The sequence below is a fragment of the Ruegeria sp. YTSC325 genome (genome assembly GCF_059609525.1).
The window spans coordinates 87,260-102,542 of the sequence record NZ_JBXWLY010000005.1 but is presented as its reverse complement, the minus strand read 5'-3'; the positions used below and the strand labels follow the sequence as shown (position 1 = coordinate 102,542).

Annotated in this window: 14 protein-coding genes; 6 read left to right on the top strand and 8 right to left on the bottom strand. The window is 57.7% G+C overall.

From position 1 onward, the window contains the following. Positions 1-22: 22 nt before the first annotated feature. The 6 genes from ftsH to AC2FF7_RS09590 all read left to right on the top strand — a co-directional run bounded on the left by ftsH (position 23) and on the right by AC2FF7_RS09590 (position 6,725). Positions 23-1,939 (top strand): ATP-dependent zinc metalloprotease FtsH, encoded by a 1,917-nt coding sequence (gene ftsH / locus AC2FF7_RS09615; RefSeq protein ID WP_170354920.1) that lies wholly within the window; start codon positions 23-25, stop codon positions 1,937-1,939. A 94-nt stretch (positions 1,940-2,033) separates the two neighbouring features. Then, a complete protein-coding gene (locus tag AC2FF7_RS09610; RefSeq protein ID WP_496905563.1) occupies positions 2,034-2,609 on the top strand; it encodes an MOSC domain-containing protein in 576 nt (191 codons plus the stop codon). Positions 2,610-2,795: 186 nt separating this feature from the next. Further along, positions 2,796-4,472 (top strand): formate--tetrahydrofolate ligase, encoded by a 1,677-nt coding sequence (locus tag AC2FF7_RS09605; RefSeq protein ID WP_170769970.1) that lies wholly within the window; start codon positions 2,796-2,798, stop codon positions 4,470-4,472. A 58-nt stretch (positions 4,473-4,530) separates the two neighbouring features. Then, on the top strand, positions 4,531-4,836 hold the full coding sequence (locus AC2FF7_RS09600; protein ID WP_170354923.1) for a chorismate mutase: 306 nt from the start codon (positions 4,531-4,533) through the stop codon (positions 4,834-4,836). A gap of 48 nt (positions 4,837-4,884) precedes the next feature. Further along, positions 4,885-5,775, top strand: a complete 891-nt coding sequence (folD, locus tag AC2FF7_RS09595) for a bifunctional methylenetetrahydrofolate dehydrogenase/methenyltetrahydrofolate cyclohydrolase FolD (RefSeq protein ID WP_480866191.1) — start codon at positions 4,885-4,887, stop codon at positions 5,773-5,775. A 203-nt stretch (positions 5,776-5,978) separates the two neighbouring features. Next, positions 5,979-6,725, top strand: coding sequence for a LytTR family DNA-binding domain-containing protein (locus AC2FF7_RS09590; RefSeq protein ID WP_480866190.1), 747 nt, complete (start codon positions 5,979-5,981; stop codon positions 6,723-6,725). A 5-nt stretch (positions 6,726-6,730) separates the two neighbouring features. Here AC2FF7_RS09590 and pdeM read toward each other — a convergent pair whose 3' ends face one another. From pdeM to AC2FF7_RS09550, 8 genes are all read right to left on the bottom strand, one after another. Beyond that, positions 6,731-7,393: a ligase-associated DNA damage response endonuclease PdeM gene (gene pdeM / locus AC2FF7_RS09585; protein ID WP_496905562.1), complete on the bottom strand. Its 663-nt coding sequence runs from the start codon at positions 7,391-7,393 to the stop codon at positions 6,731-6,733. An 18-nt stretch (positions 7,394-7,411) separates the two neighbouring features. Next, on the bottom strand, positions 7,412-9,835 hold the full coding sequence (locus AC2FF7_RS09580) for a ligase-associated DNA damage response DEXH box helicase (protein ID WP_496905561.1): 2,424 nt from the start codon (positions 9,833-9,835) through the stop codon (positions 7,412-7,414). Positions 9,836-9,874: 39 nt separating this feature from the next. Then, positions 9,875-11,182 carry a DUF8689 domain-containing protein gene (locus AC2FF7_RS09575; RefSeq protein WP_170724506.1) on the bottom strand — a complete coding sequence of 436 codons (1,308 nt, stop codon included), beginning with the start codon at positions 11,180-11,182 and terminating at the stop codon, positions 9,875-9,877. A gap of 115 nt (positions 11,183-11,297) precedes the next feature. Then, positions 11,298-11,843, bottom strand: a complete 546-nt coding sequence (locus AC2FF7_RS09570; RefSeq protein WP_496848690.1) for a prepilin peptidase — start codon at positions 11,841-11,843, stop codon at positions 11,298-11,300. Positions 11,844-11,847: 4 nt separating this feature from the next. Next, positions 11,848-12,699 carry a tetratricopeptide repeat protein gene (locus tag AC2FF7_RS09565; RefSeq protein WP_170753748.1) on the bottom strand — a complete coding sequence of 284 codons (852 nt, stop codon included), beginning with the start codon at positions 12,697-12,699 and terminating at the stop codon, positions 11,848-11,850. Between the two features lie 11 nt (positions 12,700-12,710). Next, on the bottom strand, positions 12,711-13,265 hold the full coding sequence (locus tag AC2FF7_RS09560) for a tetratricopeptide repeat protein (RefSeq protein WP_480866182.1): 555 nt from the start codon (positions 13,263-13,265) through the stop codon (positions 12,711-12,713). A 49-nt stretch (positions 13,266-13,314) separates the two neighbouring features. Beyond that, entirely contained in the window at positions 13,315-14,304 is a 990-nt protein-coding gene (locus AC2FF7_RS09555; protein ID WP_496905560.1) for a type II secretion system F family protein, read from the bottom strand. A 10-nt stretch (positions 14,305-14,314) separates the two neighbouring features. Further along, a complete protein-coding gene (locus AC2FF7_RS09550; protein WP_170354932.1) occupies positions 14,315-15,283 on the bottom strand; it encodes a type II secretion system F family protein in 969 nt (322 codons plus the stop codon).

Genomic DNA, 15,283 nt, shown 5'->3' with positions numbered 1-15,283 from the left:
GAAATCTTTTGGGAGATTTTCCTTGGGCAACGCTCGTAACATCGCCTTCTGGGTCGTTCTGTTTTTGCTGATCCTTGCACTGTTCAATTTGTTCAGCGGACCGGGTGGAACGCTTCAGAGCAATGAAAGAACCTATTCCGATTTCGTGGCCGCCGCGCAGAGCGGTGAAGTCAAAAACGTTACGCTGGATGGTGAACAGATTCGCTATACCACGCAAAGCGGCGCAAATTATGTGACCATCAAGCCAGCTGACGCCGAAGTCACAAAACTGCTGATCGATGAAAACATCCCTGTGCAGGCGGTCAAACAGCAGCAGTCGGGTTTCCAGTCCTTCCTGATCACTCTGCTGCCGTTCCTGCTGTTGATCGGCGTCTGGGTCTACTTCATGAACCGGATGCAGGGCGGCGGCAAAGGTGGCGCGATGGGCTTTGGCAAGTCCAAGGCTAAGATGCTGACCGAAAAACATGGCCGCGTGACCTTTGACGACGTGGCCGGTATCGACGAGGCCAAGGAAGAGCTGGAAGAGATCGTAGAGTTCCTGCGCAATCCGCAGAAGTTCAGCCGTCTGGGCGGCAAGATCCCAAAAGGCGCGCTACTGGTGGGTCCTCCGGGCACTGGTAAGACACTTCTGGCCCGTGCGATTGCAGGTGAGGCAGGCGTGCCCTTCTTCACCATCTCAGGCTCGGACTTTGTCGAGATGTTCGTGGGTGTTGGTGCGTCCCGTGTGCGCGACATGTTCGAACAGGCCAAGAAAAACGCACCTTGTATCGTGTTTATCGACGAGATTGACGCCGTGGGCCGCCATCGTGGTGCCGGTTATGGCGGCGGCAATGACGAGCGCGAACAAACGCTCAACCAGTTGCTGGTCGAGATGGACGGGTTCGAGGCCAACGAAGGTGTTATCATTCTGGCGGCTACCAACCGTAAGGACGTGTTGGACCCCGCGCTGCTGCGTCCGGGCCGGTTTGACCGCAACGTGACCGTCGGCAACCCGGACATTAAAGGCCGGGAGAAGATCTTGGGCGTGCATGCGCGCAAGACGCCTCTGGGCCCCGATGTCGATCTGCGCATCATCGCGCGGGGGACACCGGGTTTCTCGGGTGCCGATCTGGCGAACCTGGTGAATGAGGCCGCTCTGATGGCTGCGCGTGTAGGCCGTCGCTTTGTAACCATGGAAGACTTCGAGAACGCCAAAGACAAAGTGATGATGGGGGCCGAGCGCCGCAGCATGGTGCTGACGCAGGACCAGAAGGAAAAGACCGCGTATCACGAGTCCGGCCACGCTGTGGTTGGTTTGGAACTGCCGCTTTGCGATCCGGTCTATAAGGCGACGATCATTCCGCGCGGTGGTGCGTTGGGTATGGTTGTGTCGCTGCCGGAAATGGATCGCCTGAACTATCACCGCGATGAGTGCGAGCAAAAGCTGGCCATGACTATGGCCGGTAAAGCCGCCGAGGTCATCAAGTATGGTGAAGATCACGTCTCGAACGGCCCTGCCGGCGACATCATGCAGGCCAGTCAATTGGCGCGCGCGATGGTGATGCGCTGGGGCATGTCGGACAAGGTTGGCAATATCGACTATGCCGAAGCGCATGAGGGCTATCAGGGCAACACCGCAGGTTTCTCGGTCTCGGCCCATACCAAAGAGCTGATCGAGGAAGAGGTAAAGCGCTTGATCCAGCAAGGGTATGAGCGCGCTCACCAAATCCTGACCGACAAGAACGAGGAATGGGAGCGTCTGGCCCAAGGTCTGCTGGAGTATGAGACCCTGACCGGCGATGAGATCAAGCGCGTCATGAACGGTGACAAGCCAACCGAAGATGATGACGAAAGTGACAAGCCGGACGAAGGCAGCGCACCCAGCGTGACGGCTATCCCAAAGACCAAGGTCAAAAAATCTCCACCCGATGGCGGGATGGAGCCGGAACCGACGGCATAGTTCAAAAACCCGGGCTAAGACCCGGGTTTTTCTTTTCTTTCCCGTGTGCCTGCATTCTAGTGGCGGCTGGAACAGAGCGAAGGAGAGAGAGACGATGCCGGTCTTACGCAAAACGGAATTCACGGCCGAAGTTGTCTGGCTTGGTCAGGTGCCGGCTGGGGCCTCCATCAGGGCCGAGGCCGCGGCCTCATTGTCTCTTGGGTTCGCGTGGGTTGCAGGAGAGCGACACGAGGGGGAAAACCGCGCGTCCTGTGTGCGAATGACAAACATCTATCCGAAGGGCACGGAAATCCGAAATGTGCGGCAGCTCTCGGTGTTGTCCCAAGAGGAAATGCAGGAAACTGCGGCCGAGATGGGGTTGGACACGCTCGATCCGTCCTATCTTGGGGTCAGTATCCTACTGAAGGGTATCCCTGATTTCACCCATGTGCCTCCGTCATCGCGCCTGCAAGGGCCGAATGGAGTAACGATCACGATCGACATGGAGAACCGCCCCTGTGTGATACCGGGACGCGAGGTCGAAGCCGATCTGCCCGGTCACGGTGCCGCTTTCAAGCCTGCCGCGCAGGGAAGGCGCGGTGTGACGGCTTGGGTCGAACGCCCCGGAGTTCTGAGCTTGGGTGATTCCCTGACGTTGTTTGTTCCCGATCAGCGCGCTTGGGCACCTTAAGACACAGGCTTTCCGATGCGAAACGATCAAAGTTACGTGACGCCACCCTGTAAGTGACGCTACGCCGTTTCAAGACATGATTATGTCGGAATCCACATCTATCGCCACGGTACACGACGGTATGGGTTGACCAGCGCCGACGCCCTGCGTCGGTTTTGCACGGCATTCAATCAGGGACCCTGCCCAATGAGCTATAAATCCGACATCGAAATCGCCCGCGAAGCGAATAAGAAGCCGATTCAGGAAATCGGTGCCAAGATCGGCATCGAATCCGCCGATCTGCTGCCCTATGGCCACGACAAGGCGAAGGTCAGCCAGGACTTCATCAACTCGGTTCAAGACCGCGAAGACGGCAAGCTGATCCTTGTCACCGCGATCAACCCGACCCCTGCGGGTGAAGGCAAGACCACCACCACCGTTGGTCTGGGCGACGGTCTGAACCGCATTGGCAAGAACGCGATGATCTGTATCCGCGAAGCCTCGCTAGGCCCGAACTTCGGCATGAAGGGCGGCGCTGCAGGTGGCGGTTACGCACAGGTTGTTCCGATGGAAGAGATGAACCTGCACTTCACTGGTGACTTCCATGCCATCACCTCGGCCCACTCGCTGCTGTCGGCGATGATCGACAACCACATCTATTGGGGCAACGAGTGCGACATCGACATCCGTCGCGTTGCATGGCGTCGTGTGGTTGACATGAACGACCGTGCTCTGCGCCAGATCACCGCCTCGCTGGGCGGCGTGTCGAACGGCTTCCCGCGTGAGGCTGGCTTTGACATCACCGTTGCGTCCGAAGTTATGGCGATCCTGTGCCTGGCCAACGACCTGAAAGACCTGGAGAAGCGTCTGGGCGACATCATCGTTGCTTACCGCCGCGACAAGACCCCGGTTTACTGCCGCGACATCAAGGCCGAAGGCGCAATGACCGTTCTGCTGAAAGACGCAATGCAGCCGAACCTGGTGCAGACACTGGAAAACAACCCGGCCTTCGTCCATGGCGGCCCCTTCGCGAACATCGCGCACGGCTGTAACTCGGTCATCGCGACCAAGACCGCGCTGAAAGTGGCTGACTATGTCGTCACCGAAGCAGGTTTTGGGGCCGACCTGGGTGCCGAGAAGTTCATGAACATCAAGTGCCGCAAGGCGGGCATTGCCCCGTCTGCCGTGGTGCTGGTTGCCACCGTGCGCGCGATGAAGATGAACGGCGGCGTCGCCAAGGCTGACTTGGGCGCAGAAAACGTCGATGCGGTTCAGTCCGGCTGCGCTAACCTGGGTCGCCACATCGAGAACGTGAAATCCTTCGGTGTGCCTGTTGTTGTCGCCATCAACCATTTTGTCACCGACACTGATGCCGAAGTTGATGCGGTCAAGAAATATTGCGCCGATCACGGAGTCGAAGCGGTTCTGTCACGTCACTGGGAACTGGGCTCGGAAGGCTCGGCACCGCTGGCCGAAAAAGTCGTGGAAATCGTTGAAGGTGGCACTGCTAACTTCGCGCCGATCTACCCCGATGACATGCCGCTGTTCGAGAAGGTTGAAACCATCGCCAAGCGCATCTACCGCGCCGATGAGGTTCTGGCCGACAACAAAATCCGTAACCAACTGCGCGAGTGGGAAGACGCGGGCTATGGCAACCTGCCGGTCTGCATGGCGAAAACCCAGTACTCGTTCTCGACCGATCCGACCCTGCGCGGTGCGCCCACCGGCCACTCGGTCCCGGTGCGTGAAGTCCGCCTGTCCGCTGGTGCCGGCTTCATCGTGGTTGTCTGTGGTGAGATCATGACCATGCCCGGTCTGCCCCGCAAACCGGCCGCGGAAACCATCTGCCTTAACGACGCAGGCGAGATCGAGGGCTTGTTCTAAGCCCCCAAATAAGACATCTCGTGGTCCGGGGATATCCCCGGGCCATGAGGAGACGAACATGCCCACTCTGACACCTCCGCAGGACTGTCATTCGATGCAGGAACTGCGGGTTCAGATCGACAAGCTGGACCGCCAACTGATCGAGATGTTGGTGATGCGTGCGGGATATATCGACCGCGCCTCGCAGTTGAAACCTGCCGAGGGGCTGCCCGCCCGCATCCCGGACCGTGTCGAGGAAGTGGTGCAGCGCGTGCGCGCAAGTTCGGACGATCTGGGTATGGACCCGGACCTGGCCGAACGGCTGTGGCGCATATTGATTGATTGGTCGATCGCACGCGAGGAACGTGTGCTCGGCGCCGACTGATCGGGCGTTTCAGGCGCCTGATCCGTTTTTGATAGAAGGGATGACAGGATGGTAGCCGAGGTTATCGACGGTAAAGCTTTTGCGGCGAAAGTGCGCGTGCAGGTGGCGGATCAGGTTGCGAAGCTGAAAGAGCAAAGCGGCATCACGCCCGGTCTGGCCGTAGTTCTGGTTGGTGAAGACCCGGCCAGCCAGGTCTATGTGCGCTCGAAAGGCAAACAGACCGTCGAGGTCGGCATGAACTCGTACGAGCATAAGCTGGATGTCGAGACCTCGGAAGAAGATCTGCTGGCGCTGATCGACAAGCTGAACAACGACCCGGCCGTACACGGTATTCTGGTCCAGCTGCCGCTGCCCAAGCACCTGAATGAAGACCTTGTGATCAACTCGATCGCCCCGGCCAAGGATGTGGACGGCTTCCATATCTCGAACGTGGGTTTGCTGGGGACGGGCCAGAAATCGATGGTGCCCTGCACCCCGCTGGGCTGCCTGATGATGCTGCGTGACTACCACGGGTCCCTGTCGGGGATGGACGCGGTGGTTATTGGTCGTTCGAATATCGTGGGCAAGCCGATGGCGCAGCTGCTGCTGGGTGACAGCTGTACCGTGACCATCGCGCATTCGCGCACCAAGGACTTGCCAGACGTTGTGCGCCGGGCCGACATCGTCGTCGCCGCCGTTGGCCGCCCCGAAATGGTGCCGGGCGACTGGATCAAAGAAGGCGCAACCGTAATCGACGTAGGCATCAACCGGATCGAGCGTGACGGCAAGAACAAGCTGGTCGGTGACGTGGACTATGCCAGCGCGGCCGAGCGTGCAGGCGCAATCACCCCGGTTCCGGGCGGTGTCGGTCCGATGACTATCGCCTGCCTGCTGGCCAACACCCTGACCGCCTGCTGCCGTGCAAACAGCCTGCCGGAACCTGAAGGGCTGACGGTCTAGCGCGTACGATCCGCGCGAACCAAAGAATACGACGGGCCGGGAGTGGAAACACTTACCGGCCCGATTGTTTCACGGAACAATCAACGAAACTTAATCTGGCAGGGTTTGAATATGGCGAGAACGATGATAAACCTATGATCTCAGCGAGTTAGACGTTTCAGTGTCATGCTCGACTGGAAACAGGAGAGAGTATCTGAGCTGTCATGCCGAATAAACTAAGCTCATTGGTTGCCGAGTTTACGATGCGCCGGGTGGTTGCCGGTGCGATTTTCCTGCCCTTAATGGCCATTGCATTTCAACCGTTCCAGAATATGGATCTGAGCTTTTCCTTGCGCTTGATATTTTGGACCGGGGTCACAGCCTTGGCTTTGGGGGTGACATGGGCGGCGCGACAACTGCTGAAGAAATGGTTCGCTGAAACCTCTTTCACGGGGTGGGATCTTGCTTTTACGTTTGTTGCTTTTGCGCTGTTCGTTCCTTCGCTGTGGTTGATGACCTTGCTTGTCTTCTCGGCTGGTGGGCAGCAGGCACCAGATGTTCTGTCAGTGGTATCTTACGGAGCTTTGTTTACGACCGGGTTGTTGATCATCCGGCGGGCTCCGGTTCAGCCTCCTACGGATCATGACATCAACCGCTTTGCGCCACGACTTTACAGACGATTGCCGCAAGAGTTCACGGGGCAGGTTCTGCGTTTGGCAGTCCGGGATCATTCCGTTGACGTCGTCACAACCGAGGGACTTTTCACCATCCGATCAAGGTTTACCGATGCCATTGCCGAGATGGAGCCCGAGCGTGGGCATTGCACCCACCGCTCGCACTGGGTGGTCGACGCTGCTGTGACCGGGATTGAAAAGAGTCACGGAAAAACTTTTCTACGCCTGACAAATGGCGAACTGGTCCCAGTCAGTCGCAAGTACAAACCCATACTTGAAAAAGACGGCGTGATCTAAACGCCTCAGCGAGGCATCGGGATCATCTGCGGGGATTGGCCCGTTAGAATCGCCATAGCGCGGTCGCTCATTAGTCCTTTTAGCGCCTCGTCAGAGCTGTATAGACCGCCGGTGTATGTACCATACGCGGGCAACAGTAGGCGCGTTTCGTCGACCAGAAACGCAGCACGCGTGATTGTTCGTCCGCGCAGCCGGAACCGAGCCTTGGGATGGTAGTGACCTGAAACCTCTGCTTGACCGTCCGGTAGGGCTATGTGTCGGAACACAAGCGATCGCAGCTTGTGCTCAGCCAGATGGGTGCCACCCAATTCGACCGGGCCGGGGTCGTGGTTGCCTTCGATCCAAATCCAGGTCCGACCGGCTTGCAACGCCGCGAGTTGCAGCTTTTCCCGATTTCCAAGGGCCGAGGCCACATCTAGGTCGTCAAAGCTGTCACCAAGGCAAATCACTGTGGTTGCTTTGGTGTATTCCATATCGTTTGCTAACCGCACCAGCGTGTCCAGCGTGTCGTAGGGCGGTAGTGAAGCGCCTCCTCGCCGTGCGATGCGTTCTGCCTTTCCCAGATGCAAATCCGAAACGCATAGAAGGCTTTCTTCCGGCCACCACAAAGCCCCGGTTCCAAGTGCGCGCAGGTCATGACCGGCGAAGGAAAACGACAATTCGTTCATGGTACGTTCTTTGCTTGTTTACGCGCCCGAGGCAAGTGATTCCAAGCCCGCCTCTTGCAGCAAACGCGCGCTCTCTTCGGCCAGCAGGCGCTCTTCGGCTGATCCTTTGACTGGGACCTTTCCAACCTCAAGAAACAGCGGTGCCGCAAGGGGTGACACCCGGTTCAGCCGTTTCAAGTCGATCTGGTCGCCGATTCGCGCAATCATGGCTTCGATCCGCCCGAAGTCGACCAGGCCTCGCATGGCTTCTTCACGGGTAATTTGCATCAGCAGGTGATCGGGGTCGTATTTCAGCAATGTGTCGTACAAAATATCCGAAGAAAACGTTGCCTGACGACCGCTTCTGCGTTGTCCGCCCGTGTTGCGTTCGATTAGCCCTGCAATAGTGGCTGAGGCCCGGAAGGTTCGCTTCATAACGGCGTTCCCGGCCAACCAAGTTTCAAGCCCATTGCGCAGTGCCTCTAGTTGAAACAGTGGGCGGGGGTCCGTTACGGCATCCAACCCCCAAATCAACGTTGCGTAGTCGGTCGCGACAAAGCCCAAGGGGGCAAGGCCGGTTTCTTCCATCCGTTTTGTCAGCAACAAGCCCAGTGTTTGCTGCGCGTTGCGACCCGCAAAACCGTAGACGCAGAGGTGTTCGCGCCCATTATCGGGAAAGCTTTCGATTAGCAGCCTGTCGCGGTTGGGCAGGCGCGAGACCTGCCGCTGGAGCGTCAGCCACTCGGCCGTATGCGCGGGCAGTTGCGGCCAGCCAGGTTGCGCGAACATGCGCAGAATACGATCGCTCAACTGGGTTGAGGTGGCAAATTTGGTGCCCGAGAAGGTGGCGATCTTGGGCTTTTTGTCCGCGCGGCGGCTGACCTCGACCGTCATCTCGCGCAGCCCCTCATAGCGCACGATCTGACCGCCGATCAGGAAGGTATCGCCGGGGGTCAGCGAGGCGGCAAAGGCCTCTTCGACCTCGCCCAGTGGCCTGCCGCCCCGACTGCGTTTCAGGCGCACTTTCAGCGTATCGGTGTCCTGAATGGTGCCAAGGTTCATGCGGATACGCTGCGCGGCACGGGGATCACGCAGTTGCCATAGACCGTCAGGGCGCTGTTGCAGCCGCTGCCAGCGGTCATAGGCGCGCAGGGCGTAGCCGCCGGTGGCGCAAAACTCCAGACAATCATCGAACTGCATGCGGCTGAGATCGGCAAAAGGCCCGGCGGTTGTCATTTCGGAATAGAGCGTATCCGCATCAAACGGCCCCGCCGCCGCCGCGATCAGGATATGTTGGCACAGCACGTCACGGGGGCCTGCGCCGCGTGGCTCTCCGTCCAGATCATGCGCGCGGGCGGCCTCAAGCGCTGCGACGCATTCTACCACCTCGAACCGGTTGGCCGGCACCAGTAGGGCCTTGGAGGGCGCGTTGTATCGGTGATTGGCCCGCCCGATCCGCTGGACCAGCCGTTTGACGTTCTTCGGCGCACCGATCTGGATCACAAGGTCCACGTCGCCCCAATCGATGCCCAGATCAAGGCTGCCGGTGCAGACGATGGCGCGCAGATCGCCGCGTACCATGGCGGCCTCGACCCGCTCGCGCTGTTGCCGGTCAAGGCTGCCGTGATGGATACCGATGGGCAACGCATCGTCATTAGCCAGCCAGAGATTGTGAAAGAATATCTCGGCTTGCGCGCGGGTGTTGTGAAAGATCAGCGTGGTCTTGTGCTGTTTGATCTGCTCCAGCACAGCGGGGATGGCATAGGCGGCACCGCCCCCGGCCCAAGGCGGCAGCTCCTGCGTTTCCAGCATCCGAATGTCGGGGTCCGGACCTGGATCGGCCTGCACGATCTGGCAGGGGTCAGGGTGGCGTGCCAGAAAGCGCGCGATGGCCTGCGGGTCTTCGACCGTGGCCGACAGACCCACCCGGCGCAGATCAGGGCACAATGATTGCAAACGCGCAAGCGCCAGCATCAACTGATCACCGCGCTTGCTTTCGGCCAGCGCGTGAATTTCGTCGATGATCACCCGCTGCACCCCCGCAAACATGCGCGGCGCGTCCTCATACGAGGTCAGCAGAGCAAGACTTTCCGGCGTCGTCAGCAAGATATGCGGCGGGTCCACGCGCTGACGTTTCTTCTGCGTAGCCGAGGTGTCGCCAGTGCGGTCCTCGATCCGGATGGGCAGGCCCATTTCGTCAGCAGGGCCGCGCAGGTTGCGGCGGATATCGGCGGCCAGCGCTTTTAGGGGCGAGACATAGATCGTGTGCAGACCGCTATGCGCGCCATCGGCCAACTGCGCCAGAGTCGGCAGAAATCCGGCCATGGTCTTACCCCCACCCGTCGGCGCAATCAGCAGCGTTGCCGAATCGGCAGCCCGGTCGAACATCTGTTGCTGATGAGGGTGGATCGACCAACCTTTGGCGGTGAACCAGTCGGTGATCCGGGTGGGAATCTGCGTCATGGGCGCAGACTACCTGCCCGGCATCGAAATGACAGTGGCTTAGTGAACGATCTTTTCTTCGCGCACGAACATGTTGGCCCAGGCGCGGTCGATCAGGTCGGGGCTCATCTGGTAGGGGATGCCTTCGAATTCGCAGATCGAGATCATCTGGTCGATCAGGAAGATCGGCTGATAGTTCGCATAGATATTGTTAATGGTCGGATACTTGACCTTCAGCAGATGCACCAGCGCGGCCTCATCCAGCGGCATCCCGCGTTTGCGGGCGACCATTGCAAAGATTTTCAGGAAGTTTTCCTGGTTCGGCCCGTCGATCTTGATCTTGAAGAAAATCCGACGCAGGGCCGCTTGGTCGAAGATTTCATTCGGGTGGAAGTTGGTCGAGAAGATGACCAGCGTGTCAAAAGGCACCTCGAATTTCTCACCTGACTGCAAACCGAGGATATCCTTGCTTTCTTCCAGCGGAACGATCCAGCGGTTGATCAGTGCCTGCGGAGGCTCGGCCTGACGTCCAAGGTCGTCCACGATAAAGATGCCGCCCGTCGATTTAAGCTGCAGTGGGGCCTGATAGGTCCGCGCAGTGGGGTTGTAGACCAAGTCCAGCATGCTGAGCGACAGTTCACCACCGGTCACAACGGTGGGGCGCTCGCATTGTACATAGCGTGAATCGAACCGTTTGCGGCGGCGTAGGCTGTTGGGGTCGTCGGCCTCTTGCTCGATGGCTGTGTGAACGATCGGATCATAAACGGTGATCACCTGACCGGCATATTCAATTGCGCGCGGGACATAGACATTGTCGCCAAGCGCGTCACGAATACCGTTTGAGATGGACGACTTACCGTTGCCCGGAGGACCATACATCAGGATCGAACGGCCTGCGCTTACTGCAGGTCCAAGGTGATCCAAAAGACTGTCGGGCAGAACCAGATGCCCCATTGCCCCGGTTAGCTGGTCGCGGGTGACCTGAATGTTTCGGATGGATTGGCGTTTGACCTGTTCGCGGTAGACATCCAGTGGAACCGGCATGGCACCGAAATATTCCGACTGGCTGAGCGCGTCCAGTGCACGGGCTTTACCTGCATCTGTCAACTGATAGCCCATCTCGTTGCCGCTGTTGGCGTTCAGGGTACCTGTCGCCTCGATCAGTTTCTGTTCGCGCGAGATATCGATCAGTTCTTGAGTCACCGAGCCCGGAAGGCAGATCGCTTCCGCCACTTCCGAGACCGTATCAACGTTCTTGCGAAAAATGGTTTTCAACAAAATGTCCCGCATCATCACGATGGGCAATTGCATTTCGCCCAAGCCTTTGGGGGCAGGGGGGGCCATTACCGAGGTCGTCTGCATATTCATGAGGGGTGCTCATCCATCCAGTATTCACGCCATTGGCCCACTCGGGCCGCTTGCGAAAAATCTGGTCCCGCTTTGTGGCATCACCAAGGCGGGGACAAGGCGGAGTAATGATAGTTTACGAGCCGTAAACAGTCCCAAGGATCAGGTAGATGGCGAGGCTGCCGCCAAGTGCAAATCCCATGGGAAACTGTTTGTCGCGGGACCAACTTTCCCAATTAGGTGCGATAGCGCGCAAAGCAGTGTTTTTGGCCAGCCTGTGCGTTACAAACGCTGCGAGCGTTGTGGACATTAGAATGAACATCATCGTCACATAGTCGCCGCCCCAAACGAACGCGGAAGCAGCCGCAATAAATTTGGCGTCGCCCGCTCCCATGACCCCGGCGGCGTTGGCAAGAATGCCTATTACTAAAGCGACAAGAATGTGCAGCAACTGCCAAAGGTAGGGCGGAAGCGTTACCGCAAAGGGGCCGATCCAGCCTTCGGACCAATCGGTCGTCCATGGCGGGATGACGATCAGACCGACAAAGGCAAATACTCCGGCCAAGGCAATAACCGCGTGGTTCTTGATCAACATGTCGCGCATATCGGTGAACGCGACATAAAAGCAGATCGGCAGAACGAAAGGCAAGAACCACCCCGCCGCGGCTGCCGGAATTTGCATCAACTTAGGCTTCCTCGAGCGCGCGCAACGAGCGGACGGCTTCTTCGAAATGTTGCGGATGCGTGGCAATCGCTTCGCGGAACAGGTTCTTTGCAGTTGTTACATCGCCCTGTTTGACCGCGGAAATGCCCATAGTATTCAACAGCATGGCCCGTTCGGCCTGTGTCAGCGGCACGACCGGCATGCTGTAATTGCCTTGCGCCGCGCGGGCAAGAACTAGGTTGTTTTTGGCTGTGAACAGAGACTTGTCCTGTCGAATGGCTTCAGCGAACAAGCGCTCGGCTTCTTCATATTGACCGCGTGTCAGTTTGGAATAGCCCCAGTTGTTCATCACGCCGCCAGGCCGCGTGGTCAGGCCAATCGCCGTTTCATAGAATTGATCCGCCCGTTTCCAGTCCTGGTTTGAGTCGGCGACAACAGCCTCCAACCGATACCTTTTGAAGGTCTCGAAAGTCGGCGGAACGGAATCCAGTACTTTTTTCGCCTCGGTCCAGTTTCCTGCGCGAACCAGTGCGTCGGCATATTCGACCCGATCAACACTGGCCGAGCCCTTCATGGTGGTCACTTTTTTCCAGGCGGCTGCTGCCTCGGTGGTGCGCTTTGCCCGCGCCAACGAAATCGCCAGCCCTCTTTGCAGGTCAATGCGACCGGGATTCTTGGCTGCAGCACCCTGAAAATAGGTGACGGCCTCATTAGGATCGGCTGCTGTTAGCAACACTTCGTTCAGGTTGGTTTCGTCGATAACGTTCACTTCCTGAAACGTCTTTTCGACCTTTTCTTCCTCGGTTTCTTTCGCGCAGGCGGACAGGATCAGCCCGCACGTCACCAATGACATAATCAAGAATTGTTGGCGCATTTTTGCGTCCCTTACTGCTCTTGCCTGTTTTCCTGAAGCTTGCGAAGCTTGAATTGCCCGTCGCCTTGTTGCTCCAGCGTGTATTCTTGTTCTTCGACGTCAGTATTATCAGAATTTTCCATTTTTGCGAGTGCTAAGCGCAGATTGTCCCGAATTGCGTCACTTTCGCCATTGTCTAACGCAAAAGCCCGTCGAAACACCTGAGCCGCCTCTGGATACTCGCCTTTCTCCATCAGAATGACGCCCAGATTGTTCCATGCAACCGGCCAGTCGGGTTCCTCGGAAACGGCGCGACGCAGCAGAGTTTCGGCGGGCTTCAACTGGCGCAATCCCAGGTTGGCAGTGCCCATGGCAGCCATGATTTCGGCGGTCATGCCCTGGTTCAGCGCGGCGCGGGCAAAGGAATCCAGTGCCAAGTCATACTCACCGGCCCGCAGCAGTCGGTTCCCGACCACCAAAGGATCCTGACCTTGGCCTTGTGGATCAATGCCCGGAGCATCCAAATCACCAGGCAGGTTTTCTGTGCAAGAGGCCACCATGGCACATACCATGGCGGCCCCGATCACGTGGCGAATCCTTGGCCGGACACACCTGAGTGTTGAAATCATAAGGCTATCAGCCCCCTGGATTACCGCCTGCAAACTCTGCGATACCTTTTGCCGAAGGTCCAACCAGAATGACCAGCAACGGCGGCACCGTCAGCATCATTGTGGCAAGTGTCATTTTCGTTGGCAACTTGTTAGCAGCTTCTTCTGCACGCATCACGCGTTTGTCACGCATTTCGCCGGCATAAACACGTAGAGCTTCGGCAATCGAAGTACCGAATGTGGCCGATTGGATCATAACGGTCACGAATGAACTGACGTCCTGAACGCCGCAACGTGTTCCGAAATCCCGAAGAACAGTGTCCTTGTCCTTACCAGCTTTCATTTCGTGGGCTACAACCTCGAATTCCTGCGCAATGTCGGGATAGGAAGCCTTCATCTCAGCCGCGACGCGCACGATAGCCTGATCCAAAGACTGGCCTGCCTCAACACAGACAAGCATCAGGTCAAGGGTATCAGGAAAACCGGCGACAATGGCTTCTTCGCGTTCTGCTACACGGCGGGTGATCCAATACCGTGGAAGGAAGTATAAGGCGATGGCGGGGAAACCAATGCGGATCGCCATTTGTTGGCCGGTAAACTCGTTGTCCCCAGCCAAAACGGTCACCAACATCACGCCGATCGCTATACCGACCATCCCCAAAGCAAACTGGGCGAAGTGAAAGAACCGTACCGCGTCCTTAGAGTGATATCCCGCCTGCCGCAGTTTAAGCTGCATCGCTGACAGCTCTTCCTGGTTCTGCGGTTCCAGGAACGTAGAAAACTTTTCAAGCTGTTCGTTGCGGCCGGCGTTGCGCAGGCGATCCTGCTTGCCCTTTTTCGTTTTCTTCGGAGCTGCCGTTGAACGCTGTAGCTTTTTCAACGGATCTTCTGGTTGGTTCATCATCAAAGGAACCGCGACCAGGATCATGATCAGGCCGAGGACACCGACGACAATAAGCGGACCGAACTGTCCAAGGCTTTCAGTCAGTAAGGTGTTGATTCGGTTCAAAAATTCCATGGTACTGCCCTCAGACCTTAATGTTTGTCAAAATGCGCATGACGATCAGGTTCAACGTCAGCATGATGCCGACAAAGAAGCAGGCCGGAATGAACCACGGATGGTCAATCACCTCGTCATAATAACCGGGGTCTTTCACAAGGATGAAGACAAGACAGAAGACAGGGAAACCTGACAGGAACTTGCCCGACCATTTGGCCTCGGCGGTGATGGCCTTGACCCTTCTGAACAGGCGGAAACGAGCGCGGATCACCTGTGCCAGACCGGCCAGAATTTCCGCCAGGTTACCACCGGATTGCTGTTGGATGCCGACCGCAACAGACAAGAAGCGAAGGTCCTGCATGTCCAGCCGCTGCGCCAGGTCTTTCAGCGCTTCGCCGACGTCACGGCCATAGGCGCACTCATCTGCGATGACGCCAAACTCGGTTGCCAGGGGATCTTGGACTTCATTTGCAACAATCTGGATCGAGGATACAAACGGATTGCCCACCCGCAAAGAACGAACCATCAGCTCTACTGCGTCGGGCAGTTGTTCCTCTAGCAAAGCCATCCTTTTCGAAGCTTTATGATTGACCCAAGCATAAACGCCACCGACACCGATAGCGATCGAGATGGCTATCCTCAGAAATGTTGCAGTGGCGGTGCCGATGCTGAGCCCGACAAAGGCGAAAGCAGAAACCAGCACCATTATCATGATCAATTGGCGCGGCGAGAACGCAATCGCAGCCTTCTGCGCCTTATCCGCGAGCAGTGAATAAAGCGGGATGGACTGCGTTTGCATGTGCTGCTGCATCTCTTTACGCAGCTGCTCAAGCACTTGTTCTCGGCCGACGCCCTTGTCCAACATGTCCAAACGCCGGTTTACGCGGCTGTTCAGGCTGATGGATTTGCCGAATGCGACCAGATAAATACCTTCGACCAGAGCCAGAACGGCGACGAAGATCACGACATATATGAGAGCCTCAATAGGCAGTTGCAT

Bases quoted from the DNA above. Each gene is read 5' to 3' on its own strand.
- AC2FF7_RS09610 (WP_496905563.1), top strand. From the start codon at position 2,034: ATGCCGGTCTTACGCAAAACGGAATTCACGGCCGAAGTTGTCTGGCTT.
- AC2FF7_RS09605 (WP_170769970.1), top strand. From the start codon at position 2,796: ATGAGCTATAAATCCGACATCGAAATCGCCCGCGAAGCGAATAAGAAG.
- AC2FF7_RS09600 (WP_170354923.1), top strand. From the start codon at position 4,531: ATGCCCACTCTGACACCTCCGCAGGACTGTCATTCGATGCAGGAACTG.
- folD (WP_480866191.1), top strand. From the start codon at position 4,885: ATGGTAGCCGAGGTTATCGACGGTAAAGCTTTTGCGGCGAAAGTGCGC.
- AC2FF7_RS09590 (WP_480866190.1), top strand. From the start codon at position 5,979: ATGCCGAATAAACTAAGCTCATTGGTTGCCGAGTTTACGATGCGCCGG.
- pdeM (WP_496905562.1), bottom strand. From the start codon at position 7,393: ATGAACGAATTGTCGTTTTCCTTCGCCGGTCATGACCTGCGCGCACTT.
- AC2FF7_RS09580 (WP_496905561.1), bottom strand. From the start codon at position 9,835: ATGACGCAGATTCCCACCCGGATCACCGACTGGTTCACCGCCAAAGGT.
- AC2FF7_RS09575 (WP_170724506.1), bottom strand. From the start codon at position 11,182: ATGAATATGCAGACGACCTCGGTAATGGCCCCCCCTGCCCCCAAAGGC.
- AC2FF7_RS09570 (WP_496848690.1), bottom strand. From the start codon at position 11,843: ATGCAAATTCCGGCAGCCGCGGCGGGGTGGTTCTTGCCTTTCGTTCTG.
- AC2FF7_RS09565 (WP_170753748.1), bottom strand. From the start codon at position 12,699: ATGCGCCAACAATTCTTGATTATGTCATTGGTGACGTGCGGGCTGATC.
- AC2FF7_RS09555 (WP_496905560.1), bottom strand. From the start codon at position 14,304: ATGGAATTTTTGAACCGAATCAACACCTTACTGACTGAAAGCCTTGGA.
- AC2FF7_RS09550 (WP_170354932.1), bottom strand. From the start codon at position 15,283: ATGCAACTGCCTATTGAGGCTCTCATATATGTCGTGATCTTCGTCGCC.